The sequence below is a fragment of the Roseovarius sp. THAF27 genome (assembly GCF_009363655.1).
Lineage (GTDB): Bacteria > Pseudomonadota > Alphaproteobacteria > Rhodobacterales > Rhodobacteraceae > Roseovarius.
Window position 1 is genome coordinate 1883232 of sequence record NZ_CP045393.1, and the last position, 16081, is coordinate 1899312.

A 16081-nucleotide genomic window follows, 5' to 3' on the forward strand; every position below is an offset into this window, starting at 1 on the left:
TCACTGCATCCGCAACGCGCCGTCCAGCCGGATGACCTCGCCGTTGAGATAATCGCATTCGACGATGAAGCGCGCCAGCGACGCGTATTCGTCCGGGTCGCCCAGCCGCTTGGGAAAGGTGACATCCTGCGCCAGCCCGTCCTGCACGTCCTGCGGCAGTCCCTTCAGCATGGGCGTGGCGAATATGCCCGGGGCAATTGCCATCACCCGGATACCGGCGCGGCTCAGGTCCCGCGCCATGGGGACCGACAATCCCACGATGCCGCCTTTCGAGGCGGCATAGGCGGTCTGGCCCTTCTGGCCTTCGTAGGCGGCGATCGACGCGGTGTTGATGATCACGCCGCGCGTGCCGTCCGGGGCCGCAGCGTTCTGCGCGATTTCCTCGGCGGCCAACCGGGCCACGTTGAAGGTTCCGATCAGGTTGATGTCGATCGTCCGGCGGAATCCGTCCAGGCTGTGCGGACCCTCGCGGCCCAGCGTCTTTTCCCCGGTGGCGATGCCGGCGCAATTGACGGCGGCGGTGATGCGCCCCATCTCGCGCTTGGCGGTGGAAATGGCAGCCTTGACCGAGGCCTCATCCGTCACGTCCGTCTCTGCGAAAGCCGCGCCGATTTCGGCTGCCACCGCCGCTCCGCGATCAGCGTCGCGATCCAGCAGCGTCACCTGGGCGCCATGAGCGCGAAAATGCCGTGCCGTCGCTTCGCCCAGGCCCGAGGCGCCTCCGGTGATGATCGCGGCGGTTTCAGTGATCTGCATGGGGCCTCCGGAACTTTGAAATGAACAGCCGTTCAGATAATCCAGAACACCCGCGCTGTCAAAGCTTGCGGCGCAGGAAGCTGGCGCTCAGTCCCAGGCTCACGACGGTGATCAGAATACGAAAGATGTGGTGCAGCGTCACGAAAGCCGGATTGGCCGACAGGCTGAGCGCCACGAGGGACATCTCGGTGACACCTCCCGGGGCAAAGCTGATCAGCAAGACATCGAAAGGCTGGTCAAGCGCTTGCATCAGGGCCAGAGCGAAGATGATCGCAAGCCCCATCATCCCGCCGACGCACAATATCGTCAGCCCAATCCCGCGCAGGACCAGCCCGCCGGACAATCCCGAAAATCGCATGCCAAGGGCTGTTCCGACAACGATCTGCGCCACGTTCACCAGCCATTGCGGCACATCGACATGGTACAGCCCGGTCAGCGACAAGAGCGCCGCCACCGCAAGAGGCCCGGTCAATTGCTTGGCCGGCAATCGAAGCAACTGGCCAAGGGCAAGACCCGTCCCGCCGGCGACGGCAATACAGGGAAACGCTTGCCACGGCACGTCGCCCCGGGCCAGCGTGACGCCCGAAGAACTGCCCACCGGGTGCCCGACCCAGAGCGACAGGCCGATCGGTAACAGCGTGACCACGGAGATGATTCGCAGAAACTGTTGCAAGGTCAGGCGGGCGGGGTCGGCGCCAGCTTCCTCGCCCAGGGCGATCGACTCGAACAGACCTCCGGGGGCCGAGCCGTAAAAGGCGGTGGGGCGATCATATCCTCCGATGAACCGCAGGATGGCATATCCGTAGGCATGAGCCACGACCACGAACAGCGTCAGTGCCAGAAAGCTAATCGCCAGGCGCGACGCCTCGCCGAAAAGGTCCGGCGTCACCTGCGCCCCGATCATCAGACCGATGATCGAGATGAACACCAGCCGGAGCTGCGGTGGAAACCGATAACCCGTTGGCAAGCGCGTGGAAAAAATGGTCGCGACAGCCCCGGACAGCGCCAGTGGGCCGATCATGAAGGGCAGCGGAAACCCCATGGCCTGTGCCGCGAATGCCGCGACACAGGCCAGCGCAAGCAGGATGAACGTGGTCAGCAGGGAGTGCATGAGCCCCTTGAACCACCCTCTGCGGGGAACGGCAAGGCGTCGTCACATTCGCCGCTTATGCGTCACGCGAAATCGACGAACTTGCTGAACGGCATTTCCCGCAGGCGCGTGCCGGTGGCGGCGAAAATGGCCGCCGCCAGGGCCGGGGCGGCGGGTGGTACCGGCGGTTCGCCGACGCCGCGCACTCTGTCGCCGTTTTCCAGGCCGCGCACCTCGATCCGGGGCGTCTGGTACAGGCGCATCGCCTGGAAGCTGTCGAAATTCTGCTGTTCGGCGCGGCCGTCGGCATAGGTGATTTCACAATTCATCGCGTGGCCCAGTCCGAATATGACACCGCCGGCGACCTGGTTCTCGAAATTCAGCGGATCGACCACCGTGCCCACTTCGGCAGCGACCCAGGCGCGGCGGATTCGCAGGCCGGATTGCGTCGTTTCGACCTCGACCACCTCGGCGCAAGGCACGCCGAAGGACTTGGTGAAGGCCACGCCCCGGCCCACGCCATCGCCGAGATTGGGGCCTGTCCAGTCGCTCATCTCTCCCACGGCCTCCAGCACTGCGCGGGCCAGCGGATCGTTACAAAGCCGAAGCCGTTCTTCCAGCGGGTCGGCGCCTGCGGCATGGATCAGCTCGTCCAGCCCCGCATTGTAGAAAAACCCGTTCGTGGAGGCACCGACCGACCGCCAGGAACTGATCGGTGCCAAGAGCGGAGCACGGTAGCCCGTCACGCGTTGATGGGGCAGGGCGAAAGGCTGCTCGAACGCCCCGGCCACGATCTGGCTGTCGGGGCCGGGCACGCTTTGGCCCTGCCGTGCCATCTGGGACAGGATGACCGAGGGCATGGCGATGCCAAGTTCGAACGCCTCGACGCGGCCGTCGCGCACGGTGCCGCGCATTCTGCCCATCGCGATCTGGCGCGGGAAGTCATGGGTCATGTCTTCCTCTCGCGAATAGGTCAGCTTGACCGGGGTGCCCCTCATCTCCATCGCGATCTCGGTGGCGTGCCTGACCACTGTATCTTCGAGCCGGTGGCCGAAACTTCCGCCGATCATCTGCACGTTGAGAGTTATGTTCTCTTCCGCAACGCCAGTGATCCGCGCCACATTGGCCAGAACGAAGCGCGGTATCTGCGTCCCTGTCCATATCTCGACCGAATCCTCGTCGACGCGGACGGTCGCATTGACGGGCTCCAGCGGCGCGTGGGCAAGGTAGGGCGCACGGTACTCGGCCTCGATCACGTTGCCAGCGCGCGCGGCAATCGCTGCTTCGACGTCTCCGTCATCGCGTTTGCGGCTGTCCAGGGCGTCGTCGTCGAAACTGTCCGACAAGGCTTGCCAGTGATCGTCCATGTTCGGCGGCACCGGGCCGTCTGGCCAGCTTACGGCCAGAGCACGTGCGCCCTTGAAGGCGGTCCATGTGGTGTCGGCGACAACGCCCAGCCCGCCGGTGATCTCGACCACGGACTGAACGCCGGGAATCTTGAAGGTTTCGCCGGTGTCGTAACTGCCCAGGGCCCCGTTCTGCGCGGGGTTCAGAACGACCGTGGCATGAACCATGCCCGGCAGTTCGACATCTATCCCGTAACCCTGCGTTCCCGTCGATTTCGCCACCATGTCCAGCCGCGGCGTCGCATGACCGATCAGCCGCCATTCGGAGGGCTGTCGCAACGCGACATCCGTGACGGGCTCGATTTCGGCCAGCTGCGCGGCAAGATCCGTATAGGCCAGCTTCGATCCGTCCGGCAGCAGCACCGCACCATCCCTTGTCGAGAGCGTATCGACCGCATGGCCCGTCGCGCGGGCGGCGGCAGCCTTGAGCGTCTCACGCGCGGAGGCGCCTGCGGCCCGCAGCTTGTCGAACCCGTCGGGGGTGGTGGTGGAGCCGCCGGTGATCTGCAAACCCAGGAACTTGGATGCGGCGGAGACGACCGTCTCGGCCGCGTCTTGTGCAAGGCCGTCCCCTGGAACGAGGAAGGCCGCGGTTTCCTCGGCCAGCGCCCGGTTCCAATAGGCCACGTCAGGCGGGCCGGGATCGACCGAGACCTGATCCGGCCTGACGTCCAGTTCCTCGGCCAGCAGCATGGCCTGCACCTGGTAGGCGCCCTGGCCCTTGTCGGCGCGGGGTGTGATCAGGGTGATCCCGTCAGGACGGATCAGCACGTATGGCGTCAGTGCCGCCTCGCCATCGTTGAGACCAGCCAGAAGCGGATTGGCGTAGGGCGTCCTGTAGCGCCAGACGCCAAAGGCCACGCCCCCCGCGGCTGCCACGGCCCCGACAAGGAAGCTTCGGCGCGCTATTTTTCCGGCCCGGCTCATCCTAGGCGTTCTTCAGCTTTGCAGCCGCGACCCTGACGGCGGCGCGAATGCGCGGATAGGTGCCGCAGCGGCAAAGATTGCCGGACAGGGCGTCGTCGATCTCCTCATCGCTCGGGTCGGGCATTTCCGACAGCAGTGCCGCGGCCTGCATGATTTGGCCGGATTGACAGTATCCGCATTGCGCCACCTGCGTCTCGATCCAGGCTTGCTGGACCGGGTGGGGCGACTCGGGAGTGCCAAGCCCATGGATCGTGGTGACAGCACCCCAGACATCCTGCGCCGGAACCTGGCAGGATCGCACGGCCTCGCCATCAATATGAACGGTGCACGCACCGCATTGGGCGATCCCGCAGCCATATTTAACGCCGGTCTTGCCCAGTAGGTCGCGCAGCACCCAGAGCAGCGGCATATCCTCGGCGACGTCGATATCGTGCACCGTGCCGTCTACGGTCAATTTCATGGCGACCTCTTTGCCGAACACATCATGGCAAGGGTATACTCATGCGGTCGGATGTCGAGGGCGACGCCACGTGACATGGGCGCTGAAAGGCGTGCATCGCAGGGTGTCTTAGAGGGGTGTCGAATGCCGGGCGAAAGCGACTCGAAGCTACGGTTTTCTGGGTTATGACAGCGGGCCGTGGCAAGCAGGCCGGACCCAACCGCCGAGAATTTCCGACCCAGACCAGACCTTGGGCGTGGAGCTGGCGAGGGTCCACTATACAGGTCGAAGCGGACGTTGTTTTCTGACGGCGATGTGCGGCGGGCTTTGCCCTTGTTCCGCGCAGGTGCTTTGTAACTATGGCAATAATGGGCTCCTCCCGTCAGTCTCTGCACTGTCCACGAAGGTCCGTCTTCGTGTGCAGTTCGCAAGCCGGGTCAGCGACATGACGCAAAAGTCAATTTCGCCTGACGTCCAACAAGGGGGGAAGTGGCGGACCGAGGAGCGCCGGAATTTGCGTTGCGGTAAGTCTCAAATTGTCCTAAAATATTCAATATTGTCAACCAATTGGGAGACATTCCTAGAGTGGGTAGTCTCATGCTGTCCCACCCTGTCTTATCACTTCTCCCGGCTGTTGGGGGAAAATTTGGGGGAACGAAAAAGGTGGGAAACCTAACTGCCAAAAAAGTGAATGCTGCCACGGAAGGTGTACTGTTCGATGGCGAGGGTCTGTACCTGCGGGTGAAGAACGGCGGGTCTCAAAAATCGTGGGTGCTGCGCACTACGTTCCAGCGACGGCGGATAGACGTGGGGCTTGGGTCTGCCCGTCTGTTCTCCCTTGCCGAGGCACGCGAGGAAGCGAGGCGGTTGCGCAAAGAGGCGCGGCTGGGCACCGATCCGCGCCGGGCACGGCGCTGCGATCAACTGACGTTCCGGCAAGCTGCGCACCGGGTGCACAAGAAGATTGGTGAGACGCTATCCAATGACAAGGCGCGGGCGCAGTGGTTCACCACCATTGAGACGTACGCACTGCCGATCTTGGGCAGGCTGCCCATCAAGGACGTCACGCGGGCGGACGTGCTGCGGGTGTTGGAGCCGATCTGGACCACCAAGCACGTGACGGCAAAACGGCTGAGCCAGCGGTTGGCCCGGATATTCGACTGGGCCAAGGGCGCAGGGCACTACCACGACGAAAACCCGCTGACCGGCATCAAGGCATCGCTGCCCACGGTCAAGCGCAAGGCCAAGCACCACGCTGCCATGCCGTGGCAAAACGTGCCTGCCTTCTTTGGAGAGTTGGGCACGCGCGAGGGCGTATCGGCCCGCTGCTTGGAACTGATCATCCTGACCGGCGTGAGGTCTGGCGAGGCGCGGGGCGCACGGTGGGAGGAGTTCGACATGGAGGAGGGCGTGTGGACCATCCCGGCGGAACGCATGAAGGCACGGGAAACGCACCGGGTGCCTTTGACGGAGGAAGCCAAGGCGGTGGTAGAGCAACTGCGCGGCCTGCATGGCGACGTGGTGTTCCCAAACCGGCAAGGCAGGGTTGCCAGCGACATGGTGTTCAAGGCGTTGCTCAAGCGCATGAAGTGCGAGGGCTTCACGGTGCACGGGTTCCGTAGTTCGTTCCGTGACTGGGCCGGGGAGAGTGCCCACGCCGACCGCGTTGTGGCGGAAAAAGTGCTGGCGCACGCGGTGGGTGACGACACCGAACGGGCCTACGCGCGGTCCGACCTTTTTGACCGCCGCCGCGAACTGCTTGAAATCTGGTCACAATACGTCACGGGCAAGTCTGGCGACGTGATCAAACTGGCCAGACGCTAGCACCCAAGGCAGTGTCAACCAATTGGTTTACATAGCAAAAACAGTGCCTTACGATTGACTTTTCATCTCGTTCCGTCTAAAACAGTCCGGCTTTAACGGAACGGGGTGAAACGATGCAGACCCAGCTTATCAACGACAAGGACGCGGCGGCCATGCTGGGCTGCGCCCGGTCCACTTTCTGGCGGTGGGTGTCTAGCGGCGTCATGCCCCAGCCGATCAAACTGGGCGGCATGGCCCGGTGGTATCAATCCGAAATCGAGCAAACGATTGCGGCGGCGGCTGAAAAAAGCCGTGGCCCAAAACCCGCACCCAACGTGCGCCGTAGGAGGACTGCATGATGAACTCTATTCGTGAGCGCATTGTGCGCGAACTGATCCGCCGTGTCGAAGCCAGCGAATTTGAGAACGTCGCTTTTGACCGCGTTGTTCGGACAGATATCCCGGAAGATTACGACGCGACCCGGGGCAGCCTGCTGGCGGTGCTGGAAGGTGACGAGGTCTACACGCCGACCACGGGCAGCGTACAGGAGATGACATTTGAACTGTTTCTGTCGTTTGCGGTGCCGCTGGCGGCGGGCGAGGAGGCGCAGGCCGTGGCCAACAACGTGGCTGCCGAGGTTATCAAGGCGTTCACAGGCGACCACACGATAGAGGAGGGCGGCAAGGGCACGGGCGGCAAGAAGCTGGCCAACGGCTTCACCCCGATACGCACCAGACCCGACCTGACCGACGACATGGACAATTGCGCGGCTGCAACCGTGGAATTTCAGGTCCGCTACCGGACGCGCACCAACGACCTGTTCGCGGCGTAGGGGGCTGCCATGCTGGAAATTGAACGCAAAGGCGGCAAGACCGCGCCGCGCTTCGACCGCATCAATGACGCCGCCCTGCTACGTGCTGGCGAACGCGCCATGGACAAGTATCTGGCAAGCGTCACCGACACCGTGGCCAAGCGCACCCGCAAGGGCAGCGACGGCGAAAGGCGGTTGCGCGATTACGACGTGACCAGCGCACCCGGTGCGGTGGAAGGCAAGGTAACACTCACGCCCGGGCTGGGCCTACAGGAGACCGGGGGGGTGATCCGCGCTCGGAATGTCACTTACATGACAATTCCCTTGAAGGCGGCCCGCAAGCCCGACGGCACACCGCGCAAGGTCCGGGCGAGGGAATGGCGGAATACGCGGGTGATCCGTTCTCCGCGCGGCGTGCTGTTGATCGTGCAGAAGCGTGGACGGCGCGACGTGCCCCTGTACGCCCTCAAGAAGCAGGTGAGGGTTCGCGCCCGGCTGGGCCTGCGCAAAGAGATGGGCAAGCAACAGGGCGTGTTCTGGAAAGAGGTCGGGAAGGAAATCAGCAGGTTAGTTGCCGGATAGTGTGGAGTTGCCACTCTCCACTTTTGGTGTTGCGGGTCGGTCCGCCCTGCTACTAAGCTATGGATGTGAGACCACGCTGTAACAGGGCGGACCTTGCCCCTGCCAGTGAAACTCGGGGGCCACTATATCTAGTGGTTCCCGAACCTCACAGCTAGATCATCCCCCATTATAAAGGCTGAAGAAAAGGCTAAAATTACTCGCCGAGTGATCTTCTTAAAAGAAACCCTTGAAAATTCATATATTTCAATGACTTGCGGGTGGTGCAAAGTGTGCACCGCATGTGACACTTACTTGGATTAGTTTAGCAATGTTGCAAATCCCATTAGGTCCCACTGGGTGGCAATGAGTGCGTATCGGTCCCTAAGGGTAGCTTTGGATACTTCGGCAGTGCTCGGAAGCTCTAATAGCAAAATGAAGTAAACTCCGGCGAATCACTCTGACCTCTTGCGTCCTGATGGTGGTAATATGATACCCCATTAAGGGAACCCTGTTGGCCCGCTCATGATCCAGACACCGGAGCGGGGATGACGGGAACTCTTTAATCTCTCGCGAGGGTGAGGATGAACGCAACGACCGCTATAGCGCACCCGGTGCGCATGGCCCCTAGGGTCAGGAAACGTGCCCCCATGGAGGTGCGTGTTGCCCGGTGGCTGGCTAAAACGTTCGTGATCCCGTCCGGTATCAGCCAAGGCCAGCCGTTTGAGTTGCAGCCCTTCCAGATGGAACTGCTGCGCGAGTTTTTCGCCAAGGACGGGCAATCCCCCAAATGGCGGGCCATTGCTTACAGCATCGCCCGGAAGCAGGGTAAGACCATGCTCATGGCCGCGCTGTTTCTGGCGCTCATGTGCCCTGACAGCCCGGCGCACCAGCCGAACTTTCGGGGCAGTATCGCGGCCCCGTCCGAACGCCATGCCTTGTTCGTGCCCAACGCCATGCGCGACCTTATGGAAGCCGCCGGGCGGGCGGAGGAATTGAAGCGCAGGGCGGACCCTAAGCCGGGCATCATCTACATCGGAAACGCCACGCTGTTGCTATCCACCGGCACACGTTCGCAGGGGCACGGTCAGGACTGTGACCTGATCTGCATAGACGAGTGTGGGCTTCTATCGCAGAACCAGACCGAAATGGTTGACGGTATGACAGACGCAATCGCTACGCGTGACGGCCAAATCCTGTATGTTGGGACGCGAGGCGACGGCGCGTTTTTCAACGACATTCTGGACAACCCGGACCCGCGCACCTGCGTCATACTCTACGCCGCCGACAAGGGCGACGACATGTCGGACCCCGCCGTGTGGCGGAAGGCGAACCCCGGCCTTGGGACCATCAAGCCTGTCCGTTTCATGAAGGATGCGCACGACAAGGCGGAGCAATCGGGCAGCATGACTGCCTTTGGCGCGTGGAACCTCAACATGCCTTTGACGCCCGGCAGGGAATTGCTGATCGACTACGAAACACTTGCCAAGGCGTATCGTAAAGACGCTGAACCGATCCCCGGTGAGCCGGTGCATATCGGCATCGACCTTGGCGGGTCTGCCAGCATGACAGCGGCCACGGTGGCCTACGAAACCTCTGGCATCATCAAGGTGCTGGGGGCGTTTCCCGGCGCGGCGTTGTCCCTTGAAGAACGCGGCAAGCGCGATCTGGTGGGGGACCTATGGGCGAGGTGCGCCGCCGCCGGGGAACTCATTGAGACGAGCGGTTCCGTCTCCGATCTGGCGGAGTTTCTGCCGGAGTTGATTGAGCGCGTCGGCCCGCACCCGGTGCGTTCGGTGTCCTGCGACCGATACCGGCAGGCGGAGTTTGAAACGGCCCTCGCGCGGTCGCGCATTGCATGGCCAATCATCTATCGCGGCACCGGCCCCAAAGACGGCGACGCCGACATTCGCGCGACGCGCCGTCTTTTCATCGCCGGGGCGGTCACGCTCAAGCGTTCATTGCTTTTGGAGGGCAGTCTTGCGGAGGCGGACGTGAAGGTTTCGACCACCGGAGCGTGCCAGCTGCAACGTGCCCACCAGACGGCGCGGATAGACGTGGTTTCCAGTCTTGTACTGGCGTGCAGCGCGATGCTGCGGGCGCGGGATGCGGTCAAACCGGAATACACCGTGGAGGTGCTTTAGCCATGGCCCGGACAAGTACCGCCCCTCTTAAGACTGCCCGCTGGGCCGCCGTCCGGGCGTTCGTGGCGCATCGGGCTTCGTTCCGTTGTGAGCATTGCAACGTCTTTCTGGGCATGGCTGGCGACGTGGACCACGTGGTGCCCCGGTCCGCAATCAACGCTTGCGGCATCGGGGTGTTTGACCCCTCCAACTGCCAGTACCTTTGCCAGTCCTGCCACAGCACCAAGACCAATGCGGAACGCAACGCGGGCCGCGAGAAGCGGGCGCGTGTGCCCCGCCGAACCGCCTTAAAGGGACGAGGTGCATTCCTCGACGCTGCGGGCATCACACCTCAAATCGAGCAAGAGGAAACACCATGTTGAAAAGCCAATCTATCCAACTCGAACAGTCCAAGCGTCGGGAACGCCTTGCCGAACTGTCCAACACCGAAGAACTGTCGGAAGAAGGCCGCTCCGAAATGCGTTCGTTGACCCAAGCGTATCAGGATGGGGAAGTCGAACTGCGCGCAGCGCTGGTTCTGGAAGAAGCCGAGCGCGAAAAAATCGCCGAACCCGACAAGCAACAGACAGACTTCGACCGCGAGTGTCGCAGCTTCGACCTGACCGCCGTTATCGGTTCGCTGGTGGACGGCAAGCCGTTGAGCGGGCGCGAGGCCGAGGTGAACGAGGAACTGGAAAGCCGCCACGGTGTTGGCCAGAAGGGCGTGCGCTTCCCGTGGGAAAGCCTGCTGGAAACCCGCGCCGACGCCGTGACGGACAGCAGCGCGGGCACGTCTGGGGAACTGGCCAGCCGCCCGACCATGAACGCCTTGGAGCGGTTCTTTGAAACCTCTGCCGCTGGCCGGTTCGGCGTGAACGTCATGCAGGTGACGGGTGCTCCCAGCTTCCCGGAAATCACCGGCGGCGCTGGCCTGTCGTGGGTCGCGGAGGGCGAGGGTGCCGACGCGGACGCTATCAGCACCACGGCGAAGCAGCCTGCCATTCATACGGCGACGGGCCGCTACCTGCTTTCGCGGCAGGCAATCCGCCAAAACAGTGCCCTGCAATCCATCCTGCGCCGCGATTTGGCGGAGGTGCTGCGCGAGGGCATCGACCTTGCCATTTTCCAAGGCACCGGGGCGGATGAACAACCGGCAGGTTTTGAGACTGTCCTGACAGGCGGGCGCACGGCTGCTCTGGACGACGTGGCCAGCTTTTCGGACTTCCTGCTGCGGGCCACGGAAATTCAGGAAACCGCCAAGCTGAGCACCCCGTCGCAGGTGCGCATTGCCGGTGCGCCGATTGTCCACCAAACGCTGGCGGATACTCTGATCAGCGGCACTGCTGTGTCCGAACTGGACCGGCTGAAAGGGGCAGGCTTTGCCACTTTGTGGTCCAGCCAGGTATCTGCCCGTGGGGCACGCGATGAAACCGACAAGGGCGCGTCCACCGTCTACTTCGGGGCCGGTTCCAACAATGCCTATGTGCCCACGTGGGGCAGCCCGGAATTGATCGTGGACCCGTATTCGGAGAGCAAGACGGGCAAGGTGGCGTTGACGATGTTCGCCTTCCTCGACGTGCTCATTCAGCGCACGGCCACGCACTACTTCAAGCTGACCGGCGTGCAGGACCGCGCGTAACCATGGAAAATCGGGCAACATGGGCGGCGGGGCTTGAACTCCGCCGCCAAGGGAAACGGCCCGTGATTGCGGGGCGTTTTAATTTCAATGAGTTAGCCACGCTGGCGGACCGTGGGCGGGTGAGAAAAGAGCGGATTGCGCCCGGTGCTTTCGACTTCACGTTGCGGAATGAGGACCGCGAAGTGAACCTTCTCTTTGGGCACTCTTTCGACATGCCTCTAGCGTCCCGCCGCAACGGGTCGCTGGTGCTGCGGGCAGACGATGAAGCTTTGACCTTTGACGCCACGATTGATCCTGCGTTGGAGGACGTGACGCACATCCGTGATGCGCTGGCGATGCTGGGGGCTGGGCTTGTAACCGGAATTTCGCCGGGCTTTCGGGTACCACCGAAAGAAGCAGTGCCGGATAACGAACGGCTGGACCCGGAACCCGGCAATCCAAAAGTTCTTATTAGGACCATTCTGGCACTGGTTCTTTACGAGTTATCGCTGGTCACGCGGCCTGCATACGAGGCCAGTCAGGCCGAACTGCGGGCACTGCAGCAAGCCGCGCACCCGGTGCGCAACAAGCCGGGGGTGTGGTTGCCATGAGTTACCCAGAGATTGACCATACCGAAATCGCTCTGGAAGCAGGCGTGTCTGCCGAGCGCGCCGAGGCGGTGCTTGCGGCAAGCTGGAAGCTGGCAGAGGCTTTCACCGGGCAGGTGTACGATGATGCAACGCCGGGCGCTCACGTGCTGGAGGCGGTGCGTTGCCTCGCCTTGTACCAGTTGATCCACAGCCCGGCGCGGCGCGAGTTTCGCGTGATCCAAGCCGGGGACAGCATTTTGACGCGGCAAGCCTTGGGGCCGCTTTTCCAGCAGTCGGGCGCGGGCATTTTGCTGGCCGGTGACGTAATTTGGGGAGTGGGAACCGATGTGGCCCTTCAAGACGAAAACTAAGCCCGACATGGAACAGCGTGCGGCCTTTCCGGCGGTAACAGAAGCCTATCTGTCGCATAGACAGACCACCCTGCAAAGCGATGGCAGGGCGGCCCTGTCTGCGACCGTGGCCACGTGCGCGGGCTTCTGGTCGCGAGGCTTTGCCATGCTAGACCCCAGCCCCGATGCTGGGCCGCTGACGGCTGACGTGCTGGCCGCCATTGGCCTTGACCTGTGCTTGCGCGGGCAAAGCTGCTGGCACGTCAGGGTGGAGGGCAACAGCCTGACCCTGCACCGGGTCGCGTATTGGGACCACGTTGGACGGAACAGGTACCACCTTCACCTTGCCCGGCCTAACGAAACCGAAACGGTGAAGGCGCTGGCTGACGAGGTGCTGCTGCTGACGATCAACAGCGCCGCTGAAACCCCGTGGGTTGGCCGCAGTCCGCTGGTCATGGCCGGTGGTTCGCCGTCGCTGGTGGCGGAAATCGAGGCGGCTATCAGTCGGTCTACGGAATGGATGGGACGGGGCTTGCTTCCCTTTCCCGACAGTGTGCCGGAAGATCAATCTTCGGCGGCATTACGCGGTCTCAAAGCTGGCGGAACGCTGGCGGCGATCCGGTCCAAGGCGGATTTTGCGACCAACGTGGGGCAGCCCAACAGGCAAGACTGGTCACGCACGGAACTTGGCCCCGATCTTCGCAAGGCTGATATCAACCCCTTTACCGACGCGCTGCACCAACGCGTGCTTTCGGCGGCGGGGGTGCCCCCTGCGCTTGTCACTGGGCAGGGTAACGCCGGGGCCATGCGCGAGGCGTACCGGCTCTTTGTCTTGCAGACCCTTGAACCTATCGCACGCCAGCTTGCCAGCGAATTTGCCAAGGTTGGCGTCACGGGCATGTCGTCTGCTTCGATGATGGCCAGCGACACGGCAGGCCGGGCGCGGTCTGTGGGGGCACTGGTCAAGGCGGGCGTGGACTTGGAGCGGGCCATGCGCTTGGTGGGCTGGTCCGATGACTGACCATATCCGCCAAGCGTTCATCCGGGCCGCCGAGCACAGCCCCTCTTACCATCTGTTCACGCTCTACACGCAGGCCACTGACGCGACCCACGGGCGGCCCGTCGCGGGGCGCTTCGTGGCCGTGGAGGGGCAGGTGCACGGACGGGTTAAGTTCGCAGATACCGACCAACTCAATCGCACCCTTGGCGGTGAGGTTGGCGAGGGGCAGGTGACCTTGCTGACCGAGTGGGCGTTCACGCCTGCCGCGCTTCGCGACGAAACCGGGCAGTGGTACAGCGTGACCGGAGCGCTGGGGCAGGACAGTTTGGGCGTGGGCACGCGGCTGGCGGTCAAACGCTGGGCAGGCGATGCGCCCGTGGTGGAAGATGAAGTACCCTAATCCCGCGCAGGAAATGCTTTTGGCGCTGGCCGAGGAGCACGGGATAGGTGAGCAAGTGGCCGGGCTTCTAGTAGGCAGGCGGCAGAGCCTACTTTGCAACGTCCCGCTGTCCGCGCTTTTGACGGCCCGCCGGTCGCAAATTGGTATCAGTCGTTCCAGCATGGCGCGACGTGTCGGTATCGCTAAGTCCGTATTAGACGATCTCGAAAAGGGCGCTCCCGGTGTCGGGAAAAATCCACGGCTGCCGACGCTGCGCAAGCTGGCGGTGGGGTACCAGCTTTCGTTGCCGCAAGTGCTTGTCGCGGCCATACACTCCATGGAGGCAGCGCACCGGGTGCGCAAAAACTAGCACCACATATAGGTTGTAAATTTATTTACAACACAACATGTGCTACACGATAAGCCGGTTTGTAGTATAACCCGGACATGCGATGTTTAGCACTGATTACGTGCGCCTCTTATCCTACACTGCCCTCTCTCGCATTGCTTGGAGGCTGATATGGACGAGGAAAAAGCACTGGAATTTACGCAGGCATCGGCTGCGGTCATGGAACTGGTTTTCCGCAGCAAGGGGCGGTTCCGCAACTCTGAGATTGAGTGCCTGACGGTGGTGCACGATCACACGCTGGGCGAGTTGCGGTACTTCGCGCCCATCTCACGCACGGACTTTCTCAGGGAGACCGGGTTATCCCAGCCGTCTGTCACAACGGCTCTGGGCCGCCTGTTGGCTGCGGGCGTGGTGATCCGGTTCAGGACGGACGGCAGGGGAAAGCGGGTCAACGCGGGTCCGCCGCCGTTCGTCTACAAGATCGACTTGGCGGCGGTGCGTCGGCTGCTGCACAGGGACGCCGCATGAAAAAGGCCCGCTCGGGACATGAGCGGGCCTTCACCAACAAAGAGGTCATTCCAGTTACAGCAAGGAAAATGACGTGACGACACTATCCGAAAGCATAGGTCAGCGCAAGCCGAACATTCGCCGCCGAGTGAAGGAAACTCCGGCATTCCGCGCTGACGCGCAGGCGAAGTTTGACCATCTGTGTGACCTGATCCGCGAATTGTGCGCGGCGCAGCCCTACAGCTTCGAGGGGTACACGTGGGCACCGCCGCTGTCGCAGCAGGAATGGGCGGACAGGGTAGGGGTGCACCCCCGGACCCTGCGGCGCTACATCAAGACCGCCCCGGTGGTGGCGACGACGCGCGGCATGTCACGCGAAAAGGTGACGTTACTGCGGATAGGACAGCCCGCCACGGGGCAGAACCTGCGCAAGGTGGCCAACACGTTGTCGAAGCAGTGGCGCACCCACATGGAGCGCGAAATGACGACGCACCGCGAGTACGGTCTGCTGTTCGGGCTAGCCGAGGTGTGGCCGGAGGGCTGGCAACCGCGCATCCTGACACACACGCTGGTGCGGTGGGGCGACTTCGTGGGGGCGGCCAAGCTGGAAATGACAGTGGCCAACGCCAGTCTGGACGAGGACGTGTTTTCGCCGGAGGCCATGGCCGACCCGCTGCTGGCTACAGCACGCATGTTTCCGGGTGAGCAATTCGACGTGGGCCGCCGCCTGCGTCACCCCAACCTAGGTTTCCTGCGGAAATTCCATCACGTGGCGTTGGACGTATTCATGGCGCACCGGCAGGAAACCGGGCAAAAATGCCCGCCGTGGCAATAACTGTCCGAATTGTCTTCTCTGTATATCTCAACCACGTTTGAATGGTTCTTTCTATCTTTTATGGCAGGGACAAGATAATTAGGACAGAAGATAGAGAGAACCATTGCTGCACCCGGCGCGGTGCGCCGTTCGCAGCTACGGCAGGTATCCTCAATTCCATGGCATCGGCTTCGCCATGGGGCAGCGCCCACGCCACACGCGCGAAGCGCAGCAACGCCACCCCCGCCGCGCAGCGGCCTTGCCATAGGAGCCGGGCACCCCGCGCCGCAGGGGAGGCGCTGGCAGCGCCAGCAGGGGGCCTTCTCGCCATTCCCGGCTAGGGCAGCCTACCAGCACCCCCGAGACCGCCCTGTGCGGGCCGTACAGCGCCTCTGGCGCATTTGGGTCTGACACACGGAATCACGGGGCAAATCACCCACGGGCACGCGTAGGCAAATCACCTAATTTGTCCCATTTAGTCTCAGAAGTTTGGGGGAAATGGTGGGGGAACGCCCACCCCGAAAATCGCGTAAGCTTCTGTATTTATTAGCTTATTCGGGG

Annotated in this window: 18 protein-coding genes; 14 read left to right on the top strand and 4 right to left on the bottom strand. The window is 62.7% G+C overall.

What is annotated here, in order from left to right; genetic code table 11:
• The 4 genes from FIU89_RS09335 to FIU89_RS09350 all read right to left on the bottom strand — a co-directional run bounded on the left by FIU89_RS09335 (position 1) and on the right by FIU89_RS09350 (position 4639).
• Positions 1-756, bottom strand: a complete 756-nt coding sequence (locus FIU89_RS09335; RefSeq protein WP_152492340.1) for an SDR family NAD(P)-dependent oxidoreductase — start codon at positions 754-756, stop codon at positions 1-3.
• 58 nt (positions 757-814) lie between these two features.
• Positions 815-1867, bottom strand: coding sequence for an AbrB family transcriptional regulator (locus tag FIU89_RS09340; protein ID WP_152492341.1), 1053 nt, complete (start codon positions 1865-1867; stop codon positions 815-817).
• Between the two features lie 62 nt (positions 1868-1929).
• Positions 1930-4179: a xanthine dehydrogenase family protein molybdopterin-binding subunit gene (locus FIU89_RS09345; protein ID WP_152492342.1), complete on the bottom strand. Its 2250-nt coding sequence runs from the start codon at positions 4177-4179 to the stop codon at positions 1930-1932.
• Position 4180: 1 nt separating this feature from the next.
• Positions 4181-4639 carry a (2Fe-2S)-binding protein gene (locus FIU89_RS09350; protein WP_152492343.1) on the bottom strand — a complete coding sequence of 153 codons (459 nt, stop codon included), beginning with the start codon at positions 4637-4639 and terminating at the stop codon, positions 4181-4183.
• Between the two features lie 576 nt (positions 4640-5215).
• Between FIU89_RS09350 and FIU89_RS09355 the strand changes: the two genes are divergently transcribed.
• The 14 genes from FIU89_RS09355 (at position 5216) to FIU89_RS09420 (ending at position 15541) form a co-directional block, all read left to right on the top strand.
• Complete coding sequence (locus FIU89_RS09355) at positions 5216-6442, top strand: site-specific integrase (protein ID WP_152492344.1); 1227 nt, start codon at positions 5216-5218, stop codon at positions 6440-6442.
• Between the two features lie 113 nt (positions 6443-6555).
• Positions 6556-6780 carry an AlpA family transcriptional regulator gene (locus FIU89_RS09360; protein ID WP_152492345.1) on the top strand — a complete coding sequence of 75 codons (225 nt, stop codon included), beginning with the start codon at positions 6556-6558 and terminating at the stop codon, positions 6778-6780.
• A gap of 23 nt (positions 6781-6803) precedes the next feature.
• Entirely contained in the window at positions 6804-7253 is a 450-nt protein-coding gene (locus FIU89_RS09365; RefSeq protein ID WP_152492346.1) for a hypothetical protein, read from the top strand.
• Positions 7254-7262: 9 nt separating this feature from the next.
• The gene (locus tag FIU89_RS09370; protein WP_152492347.1) at positions 7263-7814 is read left to right on the top strand and encodes a hypothetical protein; all 552 of its coding nucleotides are present in this window, start codon (positions 7263-7265) and stop codon (positions 7812-7814) included.
• Between the two features lie 626 nt (positions 7815-8440).
• Positions 8441-9934, top strand: a complete 1494-nt coding sequence (locus tag FIU89_RS09375; protein WP_172978072.1) for a terminase TerL endonuclease subunit — start codon at positions 8441-8443, stop codon at positions 9932-9934.
• 113 nt (positions 9935-10047) lie between these two features.
• On the top strand, positions 10048-10296 hold the full coding sequence (locus FIU89_RS22930) for an HNH endonuclease signature motif containing protein (RefSeq protein WP_172978073.1): 249 nt from the start codon (positions 10048-10050) through the stop codon (positions 10294-10296).
• Complete coding sequence (locus FIU89_RS09385; RefSeq protein WP_152492350.1) at positions 10290-11552, top strand: phage major capsid protein; 1263 nt, start codon at positions 10290-10292, stop codon at positions 11550-11552. Before FIU89_RS22930 ends, FIU89_RS09385 begins: the two co-directional genes overlap by 7 nt.
• A 2-nt stretch (positions 11553-11554) precedes the next feature.
• A complete protein-coding gene (locus tag FIU89_RS09390; protein WP_152492351.1) occupies positions 11555-12142 on the top strand; it encodes an HK97 family phage prohead protease in 588 nt (195 codons plus the stop codon).
• Positions 12139-12492, top strand: a complete 354-nt coding sequence (locus FIU89_RS09395; RefSeq protein ID WP_152492352.1) for a hypothetical protein — start codon at positions 12139-12141, stop codon at positions 12490-12492. Before FIU89_RS09390 ends, FIU89_RS09395 begins: the two co-directional genes overlap by 4 nt.
• Complete coding sequence (locus FIU89_RS09400) at positions 12467-13492, top strand: phage portal protein (RefSeq protein ID WP_152492353.1); 1026 nt, start codon at positions 12467-12469, stop codon at positions 13490-13492. Before FIU89_RS09395 ends, FIU89_RS09400 begins: the two co-directional genes overlap by 26 nt.
• Entirely contained in the window at positions 13485-13871 is a 387-nt protein-coding gene (locus FIU89_RS09405) for a hypothetical protein (RefSeq protein ID WP_152492354.1), read from the top strand. The genes FIU89_RS09400 and FIU89_RS09405 overlap by 8 nt, the downstream gene beginning before the upstream one ends.
• Positions 13872-13884: 13 nt before the next feature.
• A complete protein-coding gene (locus FIU89_RS09410) occupies positions 13885-14220 on the top strand; it encodes a helix-turn-helix domain-containing protein (RefSeq protein WP_216647065.1) in 336 nt (111 codons plus the stop codon).
• Positions 14221-14370: 150 nt separating this feature from the next.
• The gene (locus FIU89_RS09415) at positions 14371-14727 is read left to right on the top strand and encodes a MarR family transcriptional regulator (RefSeq protein ID WP_152492356.1); all 357 of its coding nucleotides are present in this window, start codon (positions 14371-14373) and stop codon (positions 14725-14727) included.
• A 73-nt stretch (positions 14728-14800) separates the two neighbouring features.
• Entirely contained in the window at positions 14801-15541 is a 741-nt protein-coding gene (locus tag FIU89_RS09420) for a hypothetical protein (protein ID WP_152492357.1), read from the top strand.
• The last annotated feature ends 540 nt before the right edge of the window (positions 15542-16081 follow it).

Coding starts and splice junctions, on each gene's coding strand:
- FIU89_RS09390 (WP_152492351.1), top strand. CDS start 11,555: ATGGAAAATCGGGCAACATGGGCGGCGGGGCTTGAACTCCGCCGCCAA.
- FIU89_RS09360 (WP_152492345.1), top strand. CDS start 6,556: ATGCAGACCCAGCTTATCAACGACAAGGACGCGGCGGCCATGCTGGGC.
- FIU89_RS09405 (WP_152492354.1), top strand. CDS start 13,485: ATGACTGACCATATCCGCCAAGCGTTCATCCGGGCCGCCGAGCACAGC.
- FIU89_RS09385 (WP_152492350.1), top strand. CDS start 10,290: ATGTTGAAAAGCCAATCTATCCAACTCGAACAGTCCAAGCGTCGGGAA.
- FIU89_RS22930 (WP_172978073.1), top strand. CDS start 10,048: ATGGCTGGCGACGTGGACCACGTGGTGCCCCGGTCCGCAATCAACGCT.
- FIU89_RS09370 (WP_152492347.1), top strand. CDS start 7,263: ATGCTGGAAATTGAACGCAAAGGCGGCAAGACCGCGCCGCGCTTCGAC.
- FIU89_RS09335 (WP_152492340.1), bottom strand. CDS start 756: ATGCAGATCACTGAAACCGCCGCGATCATCACCGGAGGCGCCTCGGGC.
- FIU89_RS09355 (WP_152492344.1), top strand. CDS start 5,216: ATGCTGTCCCACCCTGTCTTATCACTTCTCCCGGCTGTTGGGGGAAAA.
- FIU89_RS09350 (WP_152492343.1), bottom strand. CDS start 4,639: ATGAAATTGACCGTAGACGGCACGGTGCACGATATCGACGTCGCCGAG.
- FIU89_RS09410 (WP_216647065.1), top strand. CDS start 13,885: ATGCTTTTGGCGCTGGCCGAGGAGCACGGGATAGGTGAGCAAGTGGCC.
- FIU89_RS09340 (WP_152492341.1), bottom strand. CDS start 1,867: ATGCACTCCCTGCTGACCACGTTCATCCTGCTTGCGCTGGCCTGTGTC.
- FIU89_RS09415 (WP_152492356.1), top strand. CDS start 14,371: ATGGACGAGGAAAAAGCACTGGAATTTACGCAGGCATCGGCTGCGGTC.
- FIU89_RS09345 (WP_152492342.1), bottom strand. CDS start 4,179: ATGAGCCGGGCCGGAAAAATAGCGCGCCGAAGCTTCCTTGTCGGGGCC.
- FIU89_RS09400 (WP_152492353.1), top strand. CDS start 12,467: ATGTGGCCCTTCAAGACGAAAACTAAGCCCGACATGGAACAGCGTGCG.
- FIU89_RS09375 (WP_172978072.1), top strand. CDS start 8,441: ATGGAGGTGCGTGTTGCCCGGTGGCTGGCTAAAACGTTCGTGATCCCG.
- FIU89_RS09395 (WP_152492352.1), top strand. CDS start 12,139: ATGAGTTACCCAGAGATTGACCATACCGAAATCGCTCTGGAAGCAGGC.